Consider the following 16,159-nt stretch of genomic DNA (forward strand, 5'->3'; position numbering starts at 1 on the left):
TCTCCTTTCCTATAGTGCTACATACATGCCGTAAACGATTGCCCACATCGCGATGATGATGAAACCGACGATGAACACGCTGATCAATGTTCCTCGCAGATCCGCTTCATGCGGGTTTTTGCCTTTCTTCATCGTCCACCCTCCGTCCTTTTTCTATATTCCTATCTTAAATCCGCCTATACCCTCCCACTGTGATATTTATCACTCCCTTTTCAATAAAATCAGATTTTCTGTTGAAAATTGGACAAAAAATACGATGAGTGAGGTGAGTGTGAACGGAGCGAAGGTGAGTGTAATCGGAGGACGGTCGAGCGTTAGCGGAGCGAGGCCGGGTGTAATCGGAAGATGGGTGAGTGTAAGGGGAGGGGGGCCAGGCCGGCCGGGGAAATTTCCGTAAAAAAATAAAACCCGCCCGTCGTTGGCGAGTTTTACTCGATCGTGCATATTTCCGCCGGACAGTTTTCGCAGTGGATTTCGCTGCGCAGATAGCCGACATCCAGGAGGACGATTTTGCCGTCTTCCATTTTGATTTTCTTTTCTTTCTTCAAGGCGGCCAACATCCGGTTGGCGACTTCCCTTGCCATTCCGCAGTAGTTCGCCAAGTCCTGATTCGTCAGTTCGATATCAAGAAGGATCGTGCCGTCGTCTCGCTTAATCCCGTAGCTGTTGGACATCCGGATGAGCGTGGAGTAGAGCGCCCCTTTTTTTCCGTGAAGAATCAGATCCCGGAACTTTGACTGGGTCCGCTGGTGAAGCACGCCCATCCATCTCATATAGGCCACCGCAAGATCCGGGTTGAGGTACAGATGCTCCTCCAGCGCGTCTTTCGGGATAACGGAGACGGTGGAATCTTCCGCAGCCTTCGCTTCGACCGTATAGGCACACGGTTCACAGTAAGGCATCACTTCCCCGATGAAATCCTCGGATCCGCAGAGTCTGAACGTCAATTCCCGGCCGTCCGGCGTCACTTTCCCGACCCGGATCCTGCCGGTTTCTATATAGTAGAGTGTATCCGCCGGTTCCCCTTCACGGAAAAGAAACTCGCCTTTCCCGACGAACTGGCGTCCGCTGCTCGCCTGAAGAAGCGCCTTCATGCCCGCTTCCGCCTGTCGATTCTGTTCCGTGTGATCACCTCCTCATCCATTCAACTTTTGCGATAAGCACGCCGTTCCGCGTATTCTCCGCAGGCCGTGCATACACGGATCGCCTTTCCTCCATCATTCCGGTACGACCGGAGCATGCCGGTTTTGCGGTGACAGATATCGCACTTCCTCCTGAACAGCCCAAGCAAGCTTGCCAATCCCTTCATCCCCTTGTGTTCTCTTTATTCTTCCGTGTCCTCAATCGTCAATTGCCCTTCTTCGTCGAGCATCACCCGAAGACCGCTCTCAAGCCGGGCCTCAAGCTGGTGCACTTCAGCATCCCTTTTTGAGAAATACCAGCGCCGTCCTTGCGGAACAAGCACGAAAAACGAATCCCCGCGCCCGAGGAAATTGAGTCCGTCCGGATCGACTTCCGTGCCGTTCCGCAGCGGAATGCCTGCTTTTTGAAGCGAATGACCGACCGCGGCCACATTCCCACTGACCAGTCCGACTTCGCTGACATTCAGGAACGAGGCCGGCGACACGTCGCCGAACAGGTCTTTCTTTCTCCTTCCGATCAGTTCGATGACATTGCCCGCAGGGTCCTCGAAATACATCGAGTCCGCATCGAAGCTCCGGAAATAGACTTCATCGACACCGCCGTCCCAGTTCAGGGGAACCCGGTCCTTCACCCAGTACTTCAGCATCGTGAACTGATTGCCGGGAATGTTGATCGCAAAATGATAGAACGAAGGCCGGTCCCCCGCGACGAATGTCACGTCTGTCGATCCGATCCTGACCGTGAATCGGTCCTCCATCCGCTCCGTGATCTCCAGCTCCAAAATATTCCCATAAAACCGCCGCATCGCTGCGAGCCGGTCCGTATAAAGCAATACCGATTTGAACAATCCGCCCACCTCGACTTTCTGATTGGTTTCATTATACCATGCATAGAAGTTCCCGTTTGTCCCGGATGCCCGTCCGGTGCGTGCATCACGGCCATCATCGCAGTTCCAGCGCCGGCCAAAGCTAACCCAGGCATTTCCATTGCATCCCGAGGCAAGATGACCTATACTCTTAATACAGGCTGCGTTGCCCGTACTGATTATAAAGTTTAACCTTTGAGCTGAAATAGGGAGTTTAAAACGGGATCGGAATGATAGGCTCCGGTTGGACCGGAGACGTGCAGGAACATCCCCGCGACACCCACTTAGTGGAGTGACGGTTTTAAACTTTTTAATTCCAATACGGCAAATGCGGCTTTACTTATTGAATGCCACCGGCCAGCCCGTTTATACGGGCTGGCCTTTTTACATACGGCAGTTTTGCGAAAGGGTGTAGCTGATGCTGAAACGACTGGTCGTAACCGGATACAAGCCTCATGAGCTCGGAATCTTCAATGATAAACATCCCGGCATCCCCGTCATCCGCAGGGCGCTTGCCGACCGGATTCGCGGGCTCTTGGAAGAGGGATTGGAGTGGGTGATCATAAGCGGGCAGCCCGGCGTCGAAACATGGGCCGCCGAAACGGCGTTCGAGCTGCAGGAAGAGTACCCTTCCCTGCAAGTCGCCATCATCCTCCCCTTCCTCAACCAAGAGGAAAAGTGGAACGACGCCAAAAAAGCCGCATTTGAATCCATCATGGCCCAGGCGGATTTCACAACCGTCCTGACGAAACGGCCGTACGAGGCGCCGTGGCAATTCTCGGAGCGGGACAAATTTCTTCTCCGCAACTCCGACGGCATCCTGATCATCTACGATGAAGACAACGAAGGATCCCCCAAATGGATGAAGCGGCTCGCCGGACAGCGTGCCGATGCCGGTGATTATGAAGTCCTCACCATCAACGCCGAAGATCTTCAACTCGCGGCTGAAGACATGCAGGCTGAAAAATGGGAATGAACGCAGCAGAACCGGATGGCCGACAGTGATGCGGTTGTTAACTTTTGATGGGTGAGTGTTAAATTCGTGAGAATGAGTACCAACTTCGTGAGTATAAGTATCAACTTCATCCTTTAGATGACGGTTGCAGCAGGATTTTTAGAGAGACAGACCTCTTTTGGGGCTGAATTGAAATATGGAATCTCAATTTACAATATGGAACGCCGATTTGAAATATAGAGTCTCAATTTACAATATGGCGATCCGTTTTGAAATATGGAATCTCAATTTACAATATGGCGACCCGTTTTGAAATATGGAATCCCGATTTACAATATGGCGATCCGTTTTGAAATATAGAATCTCAATTTACAATATGGCGACCCATTTTGAAATATGGAGTCTAAATTTACAATATGGAACGCCGATTTGAAATATGGAGGCCCGATTTACAATATGGCGATCCGTTTTGAAATATAGAGTCTCAATTTACAATATGGCGACCCGTTTTGAAATATGGAACCTCAATTTACAATATGGCGACCCGTTTTGAAATATAGAGTCTCAATTTACAATATGGAACGCCGATTTGAAATATGGAGGCCCGATTTACAATATGGAACGCCAGGGGAGAATTTTTATGGCCATTCTCCTTTTTTCGCGTTCGTCATGGTTTCCCGTGAACCGGCGGAAGGTTTCCTAGGATCCGGCCGCCATAAAAAGCTCCCTCCCGAAGAGATATTCCGGAAGGGAGCTTTTTGCTTAAAGGACAAAATCGGTGTTTACATAGACGAGTGTCCAGTTGTCCGAGTCGAGCAGTTCTTTGATCTTGAACTTCTCGCCGTGGCCCAGATAGACATCGTCGTCCACGACGGCCACGACCATCGAGCGTCCGCCGTCGTGGAGGTTCAGGTAGATATCTCCGATGTTCGGCTGGATCTCCTGCTCACGGGACAGTTTCCGCTCCAGTCGCTGGTCGGCGAGTTGTTGTTCTTCGGTGACTTTTGAAGGGTCCTGATAAGAAATATCGAGCGCCCCTTCGGCCATCCCTTCAGACATGAGGATGAACTCTTTCCGTTTCACGATATTCTGCCGTGACGTCAGGACAGTCCGGCCATCAATCTGTTCCACCTTTTCGAATTCATTCAGCCCGTAGTGGCTCATCGGTTCGGGATCCGGCTTGGTCACCAGGATAAAATCGTCGATTCCCGGTTCCAGGTCCTCCCGCAACGTATACCGCTTCCCGTAGAACATGAACGAGTCCATATGCTGCGGCCGGTGGAAGGTGATTTCCTCGGCACGGCTCGTGGCCTGTTCCATGTCTTTGACTCTGTACATATGGACCGATTTCCTCGCGAGCGGGTTGATGGAGTACACTTTGTACAATTCGTTTTCGAAAAAGACGAATTGTCCTTTGCGCACTTGGTAAAGCTTCATTTTCGTTCCTCCTCTCCCCAGTCAGTCTCGTTCCATCTTAAGTGATGAAGCGCCGGCTGTCCAATGGCGGCTGTCATCCAGCCCCTGTTTTCAGGGCTGTCAGGACCAGCAGTTCATGCAAGTCGCGGGAAGAGAGTCCGGGCAATCTGGATGAGATTTCACGGATTATGCGCTCCTTCCCGTCTCCACCTGCAAATTCGTTTTCTCCGGCCGTTTTCATCAGACGAATAAGCTCATCCAGCGCATCTTCCTCTTCCACGCCGGCCTGCGGGAGTTCCGGTTCCCTGCAATCGGAAGCCCCCTGCTCCCCGAGAAGCAAAAGATCCGCCGATACGCCGAAACGATTGCTGATTTTTACGATCCAGCCTGCGGTCGGTGCGCTTTTCCCTTCTTCCCAGTGCTTGATCCGGCTCGCGGACGTCCCGATCTCCCGCCCGAATGCCAACATGGACAGCCCGAGCTGTTCCCGCAGATACCGCAAACGGTGTCCGAATGCTTCCTGATCCCATCCCATCTTTTCCCCTCCTCCTGCCCCGTACACATATTTGTTCCGGAAAACGGTGTCTGATGTGGTCATCTTCTTCATCATAGCATTCCTGAAAGCCTGCATCATTTATTTCTTCATCCGTCGGTATTTTACACATAAATCAAGCTCGGCGGCTGTTGTTCTCTGGTTCGAAATGGTGAGAACGGATACAATAAGAAGCATCAGACCCATTCAGAAAGGAGCGGTTGATCCTGCCAGCCCACTATTTCGTCGGCATCCGGATGCCGGAAAAAGTCCGCCCGTTCGCCGCCCGATACCAGAAAGACTTGAAGCTGGACACACGGTATAAAGCCATTCCCCATCCCGAAGACCTGCACGTGACCCTTTATTTTATCGGCAGTTGTGATGAAGACAAGATCGATGGGCTTTCTGCCGGTCTGCGGGACGTTGCCAGGAGCCACGCCCCCTTCACCGTCGGGATGGACCGGGTGGATTTCTTCGGTTCACCGAGAGGCCCGCGGGTCGTGTATCTCGGCTTTTCAGAGAATCGGCCCCTTCAAACGCTCCAGAAAGACGTCTCTGGGACGGTCCACGATAAGCTGGGCCTTTCCTCTTCCCGGGATCGCTTCACCCCTCATGTAACGATCGCAAAAAAGAAAAAGACGGAGGAGCCGATCAGCTTGTCCCCGGAACCGTTCGATCCTTGTCTTATCACAGTCGACTCCTTCCAGCTCTTTGAAATCCACCCTGCCCAAAGCCCAAAATACGTAGCACTTGAAACCTTTAAACTCGGCGGCTGACTGTCCGCCGTTTTTTTCGTTCGGTACTTGTTATTAAGCAGTAGTGATGATACATTAGACTTATCGGTACTGTTCTTTATGCAGTACTAGGCGGAGGAGGCCTTTGTATGAACGTGCAATTCAAAAAAGGCGTCGTGGATCTCTGTGTGCTCGCTCTTCTCGACGAACACGACCGGTACGGATACGAACTCGTCCAAAAGATCTCCGGAAAAATTTTTGTATCGGAAGGCACGGTCTACACCGTCTTGAGAAGACTCACGAAAGAAGGCTACTTTGACACTTACCAAAAAGGGTCGACTGAGGGGCCGCCGAGAAAATATTACCGGATGACGGATGCAGGGAAGGCTTACTTGGAGACGTTGCTTCACGAGTGGCGGAGCTTCAACCGAAGCGTCAACGAACTGATCGGGGAGGAATGACAAATGGGGAAAAATGAATTTCTGGGGGAACTGCAGCGGCTGCTTGCAGCATTGCCGGAAGAAGAGCAGGCTGATATTCTGACGGACCTGGATGAGTATTTCGAAGAAGGTGCGCGTGAAGGAAAAGACGAGCGGGAGATCTCCTCTTCTCTCGGCTCTCCCGAAGAAATTGCAAAGGATATCCTTTCGGCCTATCCGGAATACACAGAGACGGGGTCCCGGCCTGCAGAGATGGATTCCCGGTACGAAGTGATCCGGTTGCAGGACAGCCGATTCAATGGAGTCTTCGCCGAGATCGCCGCGGGAGAACTGAAACTCATATCTTCGGAAGATGAAGTGACCCGCATTGAGCTGATCGGCGAGCGGAGCGGTCTGCACTTTGATGCGAGCATCAAAGAGGATCGGCTGGTCATCGTTTTAAAAGGAGACAGAAGCCTGACGAGCTGGTTCCGCCGCGCGGTTACCCGCCCGTTCCGGACCGTCGTCCACTTGCCGAAGCGGATGTATGACGAGATCCGAATCCGCTCGAAAAACGGAACGGTTTCCGCGGAGCAAACGCTCGCCCGAACATTTTTCTCCGACAGCGGAAACGGGCGCATCAGAGTCCGGGAGTGCGCTTTCAGGAATTTGACGGCACGGACAGACAACGGGCGGATCGAGATCTCAAAGGCCGAGTCGGAAACCATTTTATGCAAGACGGACAACGGACGGATTGAACTGGCAAATGTGCGTGCCGGCCGGACGACCGCCGAGACGGACAACGGACGGATCACTCTCTCGGACGTGGAGGGGGACCTGTCCGCCGAGACCGATAACGGACGGATCGAGCTGAACACCGTCCACATTGACCGCAATATCCATCTCAAGACCGACAACGGAAGCATCACGGTCCAGACAAAAAAACTTCCGGAAGATGCACACATCCAAGTCCGCTCGTCCACCGGAAAGCCGGATATTTTCGGAAACCCGGGACCAGAAAAAGCCTACGGGTCCGGTACTCACACTGTCCGGCTTGAGTCGGACAACGGAAAGATTGCACTCAGGAAAATTTAAAAAGAAGGCCGGCTCCTCTGACGGGGCCGGCCTTCTTCGTCAATATCCGTGTTGTTGGCGATTGTGGTTTTCCTCATTTTTCGACTCGTAGGCTGCCATGATGGCATCTGTCGAGAATCCAAGCTTCGCTGCAATCGCGCGGTAGCAGATCCAGATCTCACGGTAGGAATCCAGATCCGGCGCTTCCGCAAATTCGAGGATCTTCCGCTGCGTCCGGATGAACAGAGATGTCAGCTCACCGTCCAGCTCCCCTTCCGGCCACTCGCCGAGACCGTCGAGCCCCCTCAGGATGCCGAGGGACAGGAGAAAATGGATGGAGTCCACATATTCCTCAAGAAGCACATCCTCTTCTGAAGGGCCTTTCCTGCTCCAGAATTTAAAGCAGCGCGTTTCATTGGCCAGCTCGGCCAGTTCGACGGTGAGGGCGAGCACTTTTTCTTCGAAGACATCGCCCTTGATCCCGTTGTTTTCTTCGATATACCGGTCCAGTTCGCGCTGCATGTCGAACAGTTTTTGAAGTTTCACCGCAAAACCCCCAAAATTTTTATCGATATCTTGAAACCAAATGGCCCCCCGCCCGTATAGAAGGAGAACAAGTATGTGCAAGGGGGCATCGTCATGGCTTTGATCATCCGTGTGGCCGTCATCGCGCTCATCATTTATTTATTTTATCGGGGGGTCCGCTACCTGACCGACCCGAAACGGAAACTCGATGACGCGTACGAGCAGGAACGGTATTACTTTTATGATGACGTAAAAAATGTGCGGAAGAATTTCTTCATCACATACAAAGGCGCCCTGTTTGAAGGTGAAAAGTATCTCGGCACGACGACCGAGGCATTTGAAGTCGTTTCGATCTTTGTCTGGGTCAAGGATGAAACGAAGCTGCAAGGCTTCACCCGGGACGATTTCCTGTTCCTTGAAAGCGAAATCCGGATGAATTATCCGGATGCCGAAATCAACTGGAAAAACCCGATTGAACAACTGATGAAACACGGCGGGACCGCCTGAACAGGGTCCCGCCTTTTCATATGCCTGCCGTTCCGAGCCAGATGCAGACTGCCGCGTCGATCAATGCGAGCATGAGAAACCCGACCCTGAACGACGTATGCCGGGTTTTATGCCGGAACAGCTGCATGCCCAGATACATACCGATGCCGCCCCCGAACAGGGCGATTGTCCACAGTGTCCGCTCCGGGATCCGCCATCCCCCCTGCCGGGCGCGCCGTTTGTCGAATCCCATCATGAACAGTCCATAGACCGACATGATCACGATCCAGGCGATGAGTACGTTTTCCATGGCCCGCTCCTTTCACCCTGCACGGCACTGTGCAGGTCCCGGAATATGAAAAAAGAGCCGGCGATGCATGCCGCCGGCTCTTTTTCATGAATTAGTTGTTGACTGCTTTTTTCGCAGCGTCCGCAAGTTGTGCGAATGCCTTCTCGTCCGTTACGGCGAGGTCGGCAAGCATTTTGCGGTTGACGTCGATGCCGGCTACTTTGAGGCCGTGCATGAGACGGCTGTAGGAAAGGCCGTTGATGCGGGCAGCCGCGTTGATGCGCGCGATCCACAGTTTGCGGAAGTCGCGTTTTTTCTGGCGACGGTCACGGTATGCGTATTGCAGGGACTTCATGACCTGTTGGTTAGCTGTTTTGTAGAGTGTATGTTTGGAACCGTAGTAGCCTTTTGCAAGTTTAAGAACTCGATTACGACGCTTGCGCGTCACTGTACCGCCTTTTACGCGTGGCATTGGTTTTCCCTCCTGGTGTTTCGATGTGTGTGTTGGTTCGGAATTACTTCATGTATGTGAGCATGGATTTGATGCGCTTGAAGTCGCCTTTGGAGACGAGCGTCGATTTGCGCAGGTGGCGCTTCTGCTTCGTCGATTTGTTGGCGAACAAGTGGCTTGTGTATGCACGGCCGCGCTTCAGTTTGCCGGAACCTGTGCGCTTGAAGCGTTTTGCGGAACCGCGGTGTGTTTTCATTTTTGGCATTTCGTGATCCTCCCAATCCTTTGCAGGTTTATTTCTTCTCGTTGATCGGCGCCATCTGAAGGAACATGCTGCGGCCTTCCATCTTCGGACGCTGTTCGACCGTCCCGACTTCCTTGCATTCCTCTGCAAAGCGTTCGAGGACACGCTGGCCGATCTCCTTGTGGGTGATCGCCCGGCCCCGGAAACGGATGGACGCTTTCACCTTGTCCCCGTGTTCAAGGAACTTGATGGCGTTGCGGAGCTTGGTCTGGAAGTCATGCTCGTCGATCGACGGGCTCAGGCGGACTTCCTTGATATTGATGACTTTCTGGTTTTTGCGCGCTTCGCGTTCTTTCTTCTGCTGCTCGAATTTGAACTTCCCATAGTCCATGATCCGGGCTACAGGCGGTTTCGCATTCGGTGCGACGAGGACCAGGTCCAAATTGGCACGTGCAGCAATCTCAAGCGCTTCGTTCCGCGTTTTGATGCCCAGCTGATCACCGTTGTGATCGATGATGCGGAGCTCCCGGGAGCGGATGCCCTCGTTAACAAATTTGTCTCGGTTGTCTCTGCTAATCGTAAGCCACCTCCGTGTAGTGTATCGCGAATACATGGTTTGGGTAGGCCCGCCGGGGATCTCTCCCTCCGTGGCCAATCCGAATAAGAAAACGGGTGGACATCGAAGATGTCCACCCGCTTATGTGACCGTGCGAAGCCAGCACGGAACGTCACAATGGTGCAAACCTGCCAACAGCCGAAGCGTCGATCAGGTGAGAAGCGGGCGGCTTCTTCTTCTACCACAAACAGTATTCCTTAACCTTACTTACTTTATCATATGCATCGAGGTCCTGTCAATGACTGATTCAGATTTTGAGAATGGCGTTGATTTCCGCTGCAGGCGGACACCTTCCGCTCCACTCAGCCTCGCTCAAAGGTGATTGATTGGAGTGAAGGACACGAGACACCTGCGGGAACAGCATGATCAGTTCTTCGAGTCAACGACTTCTTTGAGCCGGGCGATGAAGTCGCCGAGCGGCATGCTTTCGGATTTCTGTTCGCCGTATTTCCGGACGTTGACTTCGCCGGCTTCCGCTTCTTTGTCGCCGAGGACAAGCATATACGGGATTTTCTGCGTCTGGGCTTCCCGGATCTTGTAGCCAAGCTTTTCGTCGCGATTGTCAACGTCGACGCGGAAGCCCTCGGCAAGAAGAGCTTCCCGGACCGATTCCGCGTAGTCATGATGCACATCAGGCGAGACCGGGATGACTTCCACCTGGACAGGTGCCAGCCATGCCGGGAAGGCGCCTTTGTATTCTTCGATCAGGAATGCGACGAAGCGCTCCATCGTCGAGACGACGCCGCGGTGGATGACGACCGGGCGGTGCTGCTTGCCGTCTTTGCCGATGTATGTCAGGTCGAATCGTTCCGGCAGGAGGAAGTCGAGCTGCACGGTCGACAGCGTCTCTTCCTTGCCGATGGCCGTCTTCACCTGGACATCGAGCTTCGGACCGTAGAACGCCGCTTCCCCGTCCGCTTCGTAGTAATCGAGGCCGAGGTCATCCATCGCTTCCTTCAGCATGCTCTGCGCCTTGTTCCACATTTCATCGTCGTCGAAGTACTTTTCCTTGTCTTCCGGATCCCGGTAGGACAGGCGGAACGAGTAATCTGTCAGCTTGAAGTCTTTATAGACATCGATGATGAGCTCGACGACTTTCTTGAATTCGTCCTTGATCTGATCCGGGCGGACGAAGATGTGGGCGTCGTTGAGCGTCATGCCGCGCACCCGCTGAAGGCCGGAGAGCGCACCGGACATTTCGTACCGGTGCATCGTTCCGAGTTCCGCAATGCGAAGCGGCAGGTCGCGGTACGAGTGGATGCCATTTTTGTACACCATCATGTGATGCGGGCAGTTCATCGGACGGAGGACGAGCTCCTCATTGTCCATCTGCATCGGCGGGAACATGCTGTCCTGGTAGTGATCCCAGTGGCCGGATGTTTTGTACAGCTCGACGTTCGCCATGACCGGCGTATAGACGTGGTCATAGCCGAGCTTCTCTTCTTTGTCGACGATGTAGCGCTCGACGATGCGGCGGATGGTCGCGCCTTTCGGCAGCCAGAGCGGAAGCCCCTGTCCGACGAGCAGGTTGTTCATGAACAGGTCAAGCTCTTTCCCGATCTTCCGGTGGTCGCGCTCTTTCGCTTCTTCAAGAAGGCGGAGGTGCTCTTGCAGTTCTTCTTTTTTAAAGAACGCAGTCCCGTAGATCCGCTGGAGCATCTTGTTGTCCGAGTTGCCGCGCCAGTAGGCACCCGCGATGCTGAGCAGCTTGAATTCACGGATCTTGCCGGTCGACGGCAGATGGACGCCCCGGCACAGGTCGAAGAACTCGCCCTGATAGTAGATGGTGACTTTTTCGCCTTCGGGAATCGCATCGAGAAGCTCAAGCTTGTACTCGTCGCCGATTTCCTCGTAGATTTTCCGGGCTTCTTCGCGCGTGACTTCTTTGCGCGTGATTTCCAGATTTTCGTTGACGATCTTTTTCATTTCCTTTTCGATTTCGGGAAGGTCTTCGGCCGTGATCGGTTCCGGCGAATCAAAGTCATAATAGAACCCGTTTTCGATGACCGGGCCGATGCCTAGCTTGACTCCCTTGAACAGCCGCTTAACCGCCTGTGCCAGCACGTGAGCTGTCGTGTGGCGGAGAATCTCGAGTGCTTCCGGAGCCTCCGGCGTGATGATTTCAATATCCCCGCCTTCTTCGATCGGCGTGCGGAAATCGATGAGGCGGCCGTTGATCTTTCCGGCGAGCGCCTTCTTTCTGAGGCCCGGGCTGATCGACTGTGCGACTTCTTCCGTCGTCGTGCCGGAAGGAAACTCCTTGATCGCGCCGTCCGGGAATTTCAGATTGATGTTCTCTGCCATGCTGTCCCTCTCCTTTCGTTTTTGAACGCAAAAAAGACCCGTCCCCCCAAAAGGGGCGAGTCGTCTGCTCGCGGTTCCACCCTTCTTCCATCCGGATCTTGAAGTCCGGACGAAGCTCTGCATCGGATAACGGTCCGGTGGCCGGCCCGGGCTATCCCGGATACCGGGAGTCACGCGGGCTGCTCTGGGGTGGTCAATCCGGTTCCGTGCCATCGGGGCTTTCAGCCTGGGGCCCCGCTCTCTGTCTGGCCGGATCATCCGGAATGTTGTCCCCGTCCAAGCATTTGGAAGAAGTATTGAACTGAGTATAATCAATTCCGCAAAATATTGCAACAGCCGGCAGGCATTTGCCTCCTACGCCTTTTCCCGGCGGTTCTGCCCGTCGAGCTTTACGGGGAGCGTCATCGAGCGGATGCGTTCCATGATCCGGCCGGCCTTGACGACTTCCTTGTCGCCCCGCTGTGTATAGGCCAGATGGTTCTCGAGCTGCTTGTAGTCGAAGTTTGACGTGAAGAATGTCGGAAGCTGCTCGGACATCCGGTGATGGAGGATCGTGGCGAGCACTTCATCCCTCGTCCAGGCGGTGAGCGTCTCGGCGCCGATGTCATCGAGCATGAGCACCGGAGCCTGCTTCACGTAGCCGATCTTCTCATCAAGCGACTGGTCCTGGATCGACTGCTTCAGTTCGCGGAGGAATTCGGGCACAAAGACGAGGACAGACGGGATATGCCGGTTCGCCAGCTCTCCCGCCACTGCGCCGAGAAGATATGATTTGCCCGTCCCGAACGGTCCGTGGATATACAGTCCCCTTGAAGGAAGTTCTCGGGTGCGGTCATATTGGTCGAGGAACTCCACGATCTTTTCGACCGCTTCCAGCCGGCTGTTTTCAGCGGTGATTTCGACGTCCTTGATCTCGATCCCGAGCATTTCCTTCGGCATATGCATGCTCCGGATCATCGAGGACACTTTCCTGCGTTCCGTCTCCTGGGCCTTTTTCCGGCACATGACATAGTCCACGCCGATGGCGCCCCGTTCGATAACGAGTTTCGGTTCGTATCCTTTTACCACGTTGATGCACTCTCCCACACCCGGGCACCGGGAGCAGTCATGTGACTGCGTGGCATACTCGTACAATTTATTCATCCCGAGGTCCACCATCCGCTTGTCCACTTCCCCTGCATGTTCCTCCAGGAAAGCCTGGACACCCGGATGCTCGAGGACTTCCGAACGGATGGAGTCGTACCGCTCGGCAAATTTAGGTGCGTTGACCACCCGTTTCAGCGTTTGCTTGATTGGTTCCACTTCAATTCACACCGCCCTTCGTCATGCCGAATTTCTCCATGAGGCGAAGCCTTCGCGCCTCGTTGTCCGGATTTTTATCCGCTTCCTCCTGCGGCTGTTCCGGCTGGTCGTCTTTCTTGTAAAACCAGTCCGGGACGCTTTCTGTTTTGCCCGTGCGCTTCCGGTTGCCGGCAGGCTTTCCGCCTTCCTGCTTCCAGTCCATGTACTTATCATGTTCGGTGCGCGCAAGCTCCAGTGCTTCTTTGGCCGTGGACACTTTTTTGGCCATCCAATGCGAGGCGATCCGCTCCACGTAGTTGTTGGTGAGCTTGCCGTCATTGCGCAGCAGGACATATTGGAGTAGCACATTGACCACGCCGGACGGCAGACCGTGTTCCAGAACGAGCTTCTGCGCAAGCCGGACGTCCACCTGCATCGGCTCCCGCCCTCGGTTGATGTCCCGCAGCATATCCACGGGCGGGACTGTTTCCAGATAGGCTGCGAGTTGATCTTCCTTGGAGCCCGTCTCTTCGGTCTGCGGTTTCTGCCGCTCTCCGTTGAGGACCGGTTCCACAAGGGGAGGATTCTTCGATTTGGACAGCTTGTAATAGTCGGAGGCCCCCCGCTTCAGTCGGTCCTCCGTCAAATTGCCGTCCCCGTCAATCGCGAGCAGCACGACCTGCTGCATCTCGAGGGGCGAGAGAGAGTAGAGGAAAGCGAGCCTGGCGATCATGTCCCGAACCGCGGGCGTGAAGGCCTTCCTCGGCACAAGATGGGCCGAGAGCCCTTCCATGAACAAAGAGAAATCAAATTGATGACCGTCGAATGCAAGCCGATCCGGCCGGCTGTTTTGTTCATATGTATGAGGGTCTTCCGCTTCTTGCGTTCCGGCAGCGGCGGATCGATACACCTCCAGGAACGACCGGGACACATCCTCATAACCGTCCGGCAGCGGGCTTGCCATGAAGCGCTGTCTGAGCCGCTTGTAGGCCGGCGCCCCGACTTTTCCGAACAGGAAGACCGAGAGGATCGGATCATGGAAGAAAGTTTCCGGATCGAGCGGCGGCTGGAGTTCGTAGATGAAGGAGCGGTCGTCCCCTTCCAGCTTGCGGTAAGTCTTGAGAAGGCCGATTCCCTCGAGTGACAGCCTCGCCGGGAAAAGCCGGCCGATCGGCATGTCCAGCACATTCAGAAGGTGGTAATGGTTCGATTCCGTCCCTCCTTCCCGCTCCGCCTCCCCCCACAGGGAGAAGAAGACCGCCATGGCCTCGTGACCGACAAGCGGCTGGTAAAGCGCAGTGAGGATCTGGCGGTCATAGTCCGTAAACGGATAAGGAAGCCGGACGCAATACGCATCCGACGGCTGAAGTTCTTTATAGAGCGAGTTCATGTTGACATCCTTTCATTCCGTAGGCGGTCAGCGGTCTTCACCTTTTTCCAGGAGGTCTTTCAGTTCCTCGATGAATACGTTGATATCCTTGAACTGGCGGTAAACGGAGGCGAACCGGACGTAGGCGACGTCATCGATATCCGCCAGGCGTTCCATCACCATCTCCCCGACCCCTTCGGATTTCACTTCTGCGTTGCCCTGGCTGCGGAGTTCCTTCTCGATCGAGAAGACGATCCCTTCGAGGACATCAAGGGGCACCGGCCGTTTTTCACAAGCCCGGATCAGTCCCCGGAGCACTTTCTCCCGGCTGAATTCTTCGCGCGAGCCGTCTTTTTTTACGACAATGAGCGGCATTTCTTCGACTTTTTCAAATGTGGTGAAGCGGAATCCGCATTCCTCACATTCTCTGCGGCGCCGGATCGCCTTGCTTTCGTCCACCGGCCGGGAATCGACGACACGCGTCCCGTTATGCTGACAAGCCGGACACTTCATCGTGATCCCTGCTTTCCGATTATGGTGTTTCTATTATAGCAGACATCCGGCGCGGCTGGAACGGGTTCCGGTTTAGTCTTCCGTCCGAGAGGGGCGGATAGAAGCGACAGGCACAAGGCAAGGCTGTGCAGCGGCGTTACTTGCCGCGGAGCAGCGGGGACTTTTGCCTGATTTCCGCTCCAGGCGTACAGAGTGTTTTCGGAGGCGCGGTTCCTCGTACGTTTGTTTCCAAAGGCGCGGTGGGCAGTTTCAAAGGCGCGTACACAGTTTTTAGAGGCGCAATTATTCATCCCCCGGCCAATCAAAAAAGCAGAAACCCGGAGGTCCCTGCGAAGCGGTGCACTGTTTTTTTATAATCAATCACTCAAGCCATGCTGACGGCGGCTGCCGGTGTGGCGACGGGGCCCATGCCTCTCGGAAGTTCGGCCATCTGGCGGCTTTTCGCACCGAGGGCCTCCGCGATATAGCGGGCTGCAACCGTCGGGTCGAGATCGCCGCATGTATAGACGTCGATGCTCGCGTAGCCGTGTTCCGGAAAGCTGTGGATGGTCAGATGAGATTCAGAGATGATGACGACACCGCTCACGCCTTGCGGGGCGAATTTGTGGAACGCCACTTCCCTTACCTCTGCACCCGATCGGAGTGCCGCGTCCACGAACGTCTGCTCGATGAACGGCATGTCGTTGAGCTTGTCAAAGTCACATTCCCACAGTTCTGCAATTACATGACGACCCATTGTTTCCATGGTTCGTCCCCCCTTCATTCAGTGTGATTGCCGGGGTTACCGGCAAACGGGACGCCACGGGGGAAAGTTAGTCCTAGAGGTCCTAACCCTTTAAGCGGCCCAGCGACCAGTTGGTCGAAATAATTATATGATGGGCGGCCGGCGAACGCAACTATTAATTTCATCAAAATTCCGTGAGCGGCCTTCCGCCGGGCGAAT

Annotated in this window: 20 protein-coding genes and 1 other RNA gene; 6 read left to right on the forward strand and 15 right to left on the reverse strand. The window is 54.3% G+C overall.

What is annotated here, in order from left to right:
- Positions 1-9: 9 nt before the first annotated feature.
- The 3 genes from BN1189_RS16305 to BN1189_RS14940 form a co-directional block, all read right to left on the reverse strand.
- Positions 10-132 (reverse strand): cytochrome C oxidase subunit II, encoded by a 123-nt coding sequence (locus BN1189_RS16305; RefSeq protein WP_218922852.1) that lies wholly within the window; start codon positions 130-132, stop codon positions 10-12.
- A gap of 296 nt (positions 133-428) precedes the next feature.
- Complete coding sequence (locus BN1189_RS14935; RefSeq protein ID WP_040229116.1) at positions 429-1,094, reverse strand: Crp/Fnr family transcriptional regulator; 666 nt, start codon at positions 1,092-1,094, stop codon at positions 429-431.
- Positions 1,095-1,324: 230 nt separating this feature from the next.
- On the reverse strand, positions 1,325-1,990 hold the full coding sequence (locus BN1189_RS14940) for a hypothetical protein (RefSeq protein WP_040229170.1): 666 nt from the start codon (positions 1,988-1,990) through the stop codon (positions 1,325-1,327).
- Positions 1,991-2,163: 173 nt separating this feature from the next.
- On the opposite strand from BN1189_RS14940, the gene ssrS reads away from it, so the two are divergent.
- Positions 2,164-2,349, forward strand: a non-coding RNA gene (gene ssrS, locus BN1189_RS14945) — 6S RNA.
- 77 nt (positions 2,350-2,426) lie between these two features.
- Positions 2,427-2,984: an SLOG family protein gene (locus tag BN1189_RS14950; RefSeq protein ID WP_040229117.1), complete on the forward strand. Its 558-nt coding sequence runs from the start codon at positions 2,427-2,429 to the stop codon at positions 2,982-2,984.
- Positions 2,985-3,725: 741 nt separating this feature from the next.
- Here the strand turns inward: BN1189_RS14950 and BN1189_RS14955 are convergent.
- Together BN1189_RS14955 and BN1189_RS14960 are read right to left on the reverse strand one after the other, a co-directional pair.
- Positions 3,726-4,400 carry a hypothetical protein gene (locus BN1189_RS14955; RefSeq protein WP_040229118.1) on the reverse strand — a complete coding sequence of 225 codons (675 nt, stop codon included), beginning with the start codon at positions 4,398-4,400 and terminating at the stop codon, positions 3,726-3,728.
- 73 nt (positions 4,401-4,473) lie between these two features.
- Entirely contained in the window at positions 4,474-4,914 is a 441-nt protein-coding gene (locus BN1189_RS14960; RefSeq protein ID WP_179860968.1) for a helix-turn-helix domain-containing protein, read from the reverse strand.
- Between the two features lie 218 nt (positions 4,915-5,132).
- Between BN1189_RS14960 and thpR the strand changes: the two genes are divergently transcribed.
- The 3 genes from thpR (at position 5,133) to BN1189_RS14975 (ending at position 7,159) form a co-directional block, all read left to right on the forward strand.
- On the forward strand, positions 5,133-5,687 hold the full coding sequence (thpR, locus tag BN1189_RS14965; RefSeq protein WP_040229119.1) for an RNA 2',3'-cyclic phosphodiesterase: 555 nt from the start codon (positions 5,133-5,135) through the stop codon (positions 5,685-5,687).
- Positions 5,688-5,794: 107 nt separating this feature from the next.
- Positions 5,795-6,106 (forward strand): PadR family transcriptional regulator, encoded by a 312-nt coding sequence (locus BN1189_RS14970; RefSeq protein WP_040229120.1) that lies wholly within the window; start codon positions 5,795-5,797, stop codon positions 6,104-6,106.
- A 3-nt stretch (positions 6,107-6,109) separates the two neighbouring features.
- Positions 6,110-7,159: a DUF4097 family beta strand repeat-containing protein gene (locus BN1189_RS14975; RefSeq protein ID WP_052455903.1), complete on the forward strand. Its 1,050-nt coding sequence runs from the start codon at positions 6,110-6,112 to the stop codon at positions 7,157-7,159.
- 39 nt (positions 7,160-7,198) lie between these two features.
- Here the strand turns inward: BN1189_RS14975 and BN1189_RS14980 are convergent, their stop codons facing one another.
- Positions 7,199-7,684 (reverse strand): dUTP diphosphatase, encoded by a 486-nt coding sequence (locus BN1189_RS14980; protein WP_040229121.1) that lies wholly within the window; start codon positions 7,682-7,684, stop codon positions 7,199-7,201.
- Between the two features lie 93 nt (positions 7,685-7,777).
- Between BN1189_RS14980 and BN1189_RS14985 the strand changes: the two genes are divergently transcribed.
- Positions 7,778-8,170: a hypothetical protein gene (locus BN1189_RS14985; protein WP_040229175.1), complete on the forward strand. Its 393-nt coding sequence runs from the start codon at positions 7,778-7,780 to the stop codon at positions 8,168-8,170.
- 16 nt (positions 8,171-8,186) lie between these two features.
- On the opposite strand, the gene BN1189_RS14990 is transcribed toward BN1189_RS14985, so the two are convergent.
- The 9 genes from BN1189_RS14990 to speD form a co-directional block, all read right to left on the reverse strand.
- Complete coding sequence (locus tag BN1189_RS14990; protein WP_040229122.1) at positions 8,187-8,459, reverse strand: DUF1294 domain-containing protein; 273 nt, start codon at positions 8,457-8,459, stop codon at positions 8,187-8,189.
- 91 nt (positions 8,460-8,550) lie between these two features.
- The gene (gene rplT / locus BN1189_RS14995; RefSeq protein WP_040229124.1) at positions 8,551-8,910 is read right to left on the reverse strand and encodes a 50S ribosomal protein L20; all 360 of its coding nucleotides are present in this window, start codon (positions 8,908-8,910) and stop codon (positions 8,551-8,553) included.
- 43 nt (positions 8,911-8,953) lie between these two features.
- Positions 8,954-9,154 (reverse strand): 50S ribosomal protein L35, encoded by a 201-nt coding sequence (rpmI, locus tag BN1189_RS15000; RefSeq protein ID WP_040229125.1) that lies wholly within the window; start codon positions 9,152-9,154, stop codon positions 8,954-8,956.
- Positions 9,155-9,182: 28 nt separating this feature from the next.
- On the reverse strand, positions 9,183-9,746 hold the full coding sequence (gene infC, locus BN1189_RS15005) for a translation initiation factor IF-3 (RefSeq protein WP_052455904.1): 564 nt from the start codon (positions 9,744-9,746) through the stop codon (positions 9,183-9,185).
- Between the two features lie 369 nt (positions 9,747-10,115).
- Positions 10,116-12,053: a threonine--tRNA ligase gene (gene thrS, locus BN1189_RS15010; protein ID WP_040229126.1), complete on the reverse strand. Its 1,938-nt coding sequence runs from the start codon at positions 12,051-12,053 to the stop codon at positions 10,116-10,118.
- Positions 12,054-12,407: 354 nt separating this feature from the next.
- Positions 12,408-13,355 (reverse strand): primosomal protein DnaI, encoded by a 948-nt coding sequence (gene dnaI, locus BN1189_RS15015; RefSeq protein ID WP_040229127.1) that lies wholly within the window; start codon positions 13,353-13,355, stop codon positions 12,408-12,410.
- Position 13,356: 1 nt separating this feature from the next.
- Positions 13,357-14,724 carry a replication initiation and membrane attachment family protein gene (locus BN1189_RS15020; protein WP_040229128.1) on the reverse strand — a complete coding sequence of 456 codons (1,368 nt, stop codon included), beginning with the start codon at positions 14,722-14,724 and terminating at the stop codon, positions 13,357-13,359.
- Positions 14,725-14,751: 27 nt separating this feature from the next.
- Positions 14,752-15,216, reverse strand: a complete 465-nt coding sequence (nrdR, locus tag BN1189_RS15025) for a transcriptional regulator NrdR (protein WP_040229129.1) — start codon at positions 15,214-15,216, stop codon at positions 14,752-14,754.
- Between the two features lie 364 nt (positions 15,217-15,580).
- Positions 15,581-15,961, reverse strand: a complete 381-nt coding sequence (gene speD, locus BN1189_RS15030; RefSeq protein WP_040229130.1) for an adenosylmethionine decarboxylase — start codon at positions 15,959-15,961, stop codon at positions 15,581-15,583.
- Positions 15,962-16,159 lie beyond the last annotated feature (198 nt).

Origin of the sequence: Bhargavaea cecembensis, from assembly GCF_000826125.2 — a bacterium.
GTDB lineage: Bacteria > Bacillota > Bacilli > Bacillales_A > Planococcaceae > Bhargavaea > Bhargavaea cecembensis_B.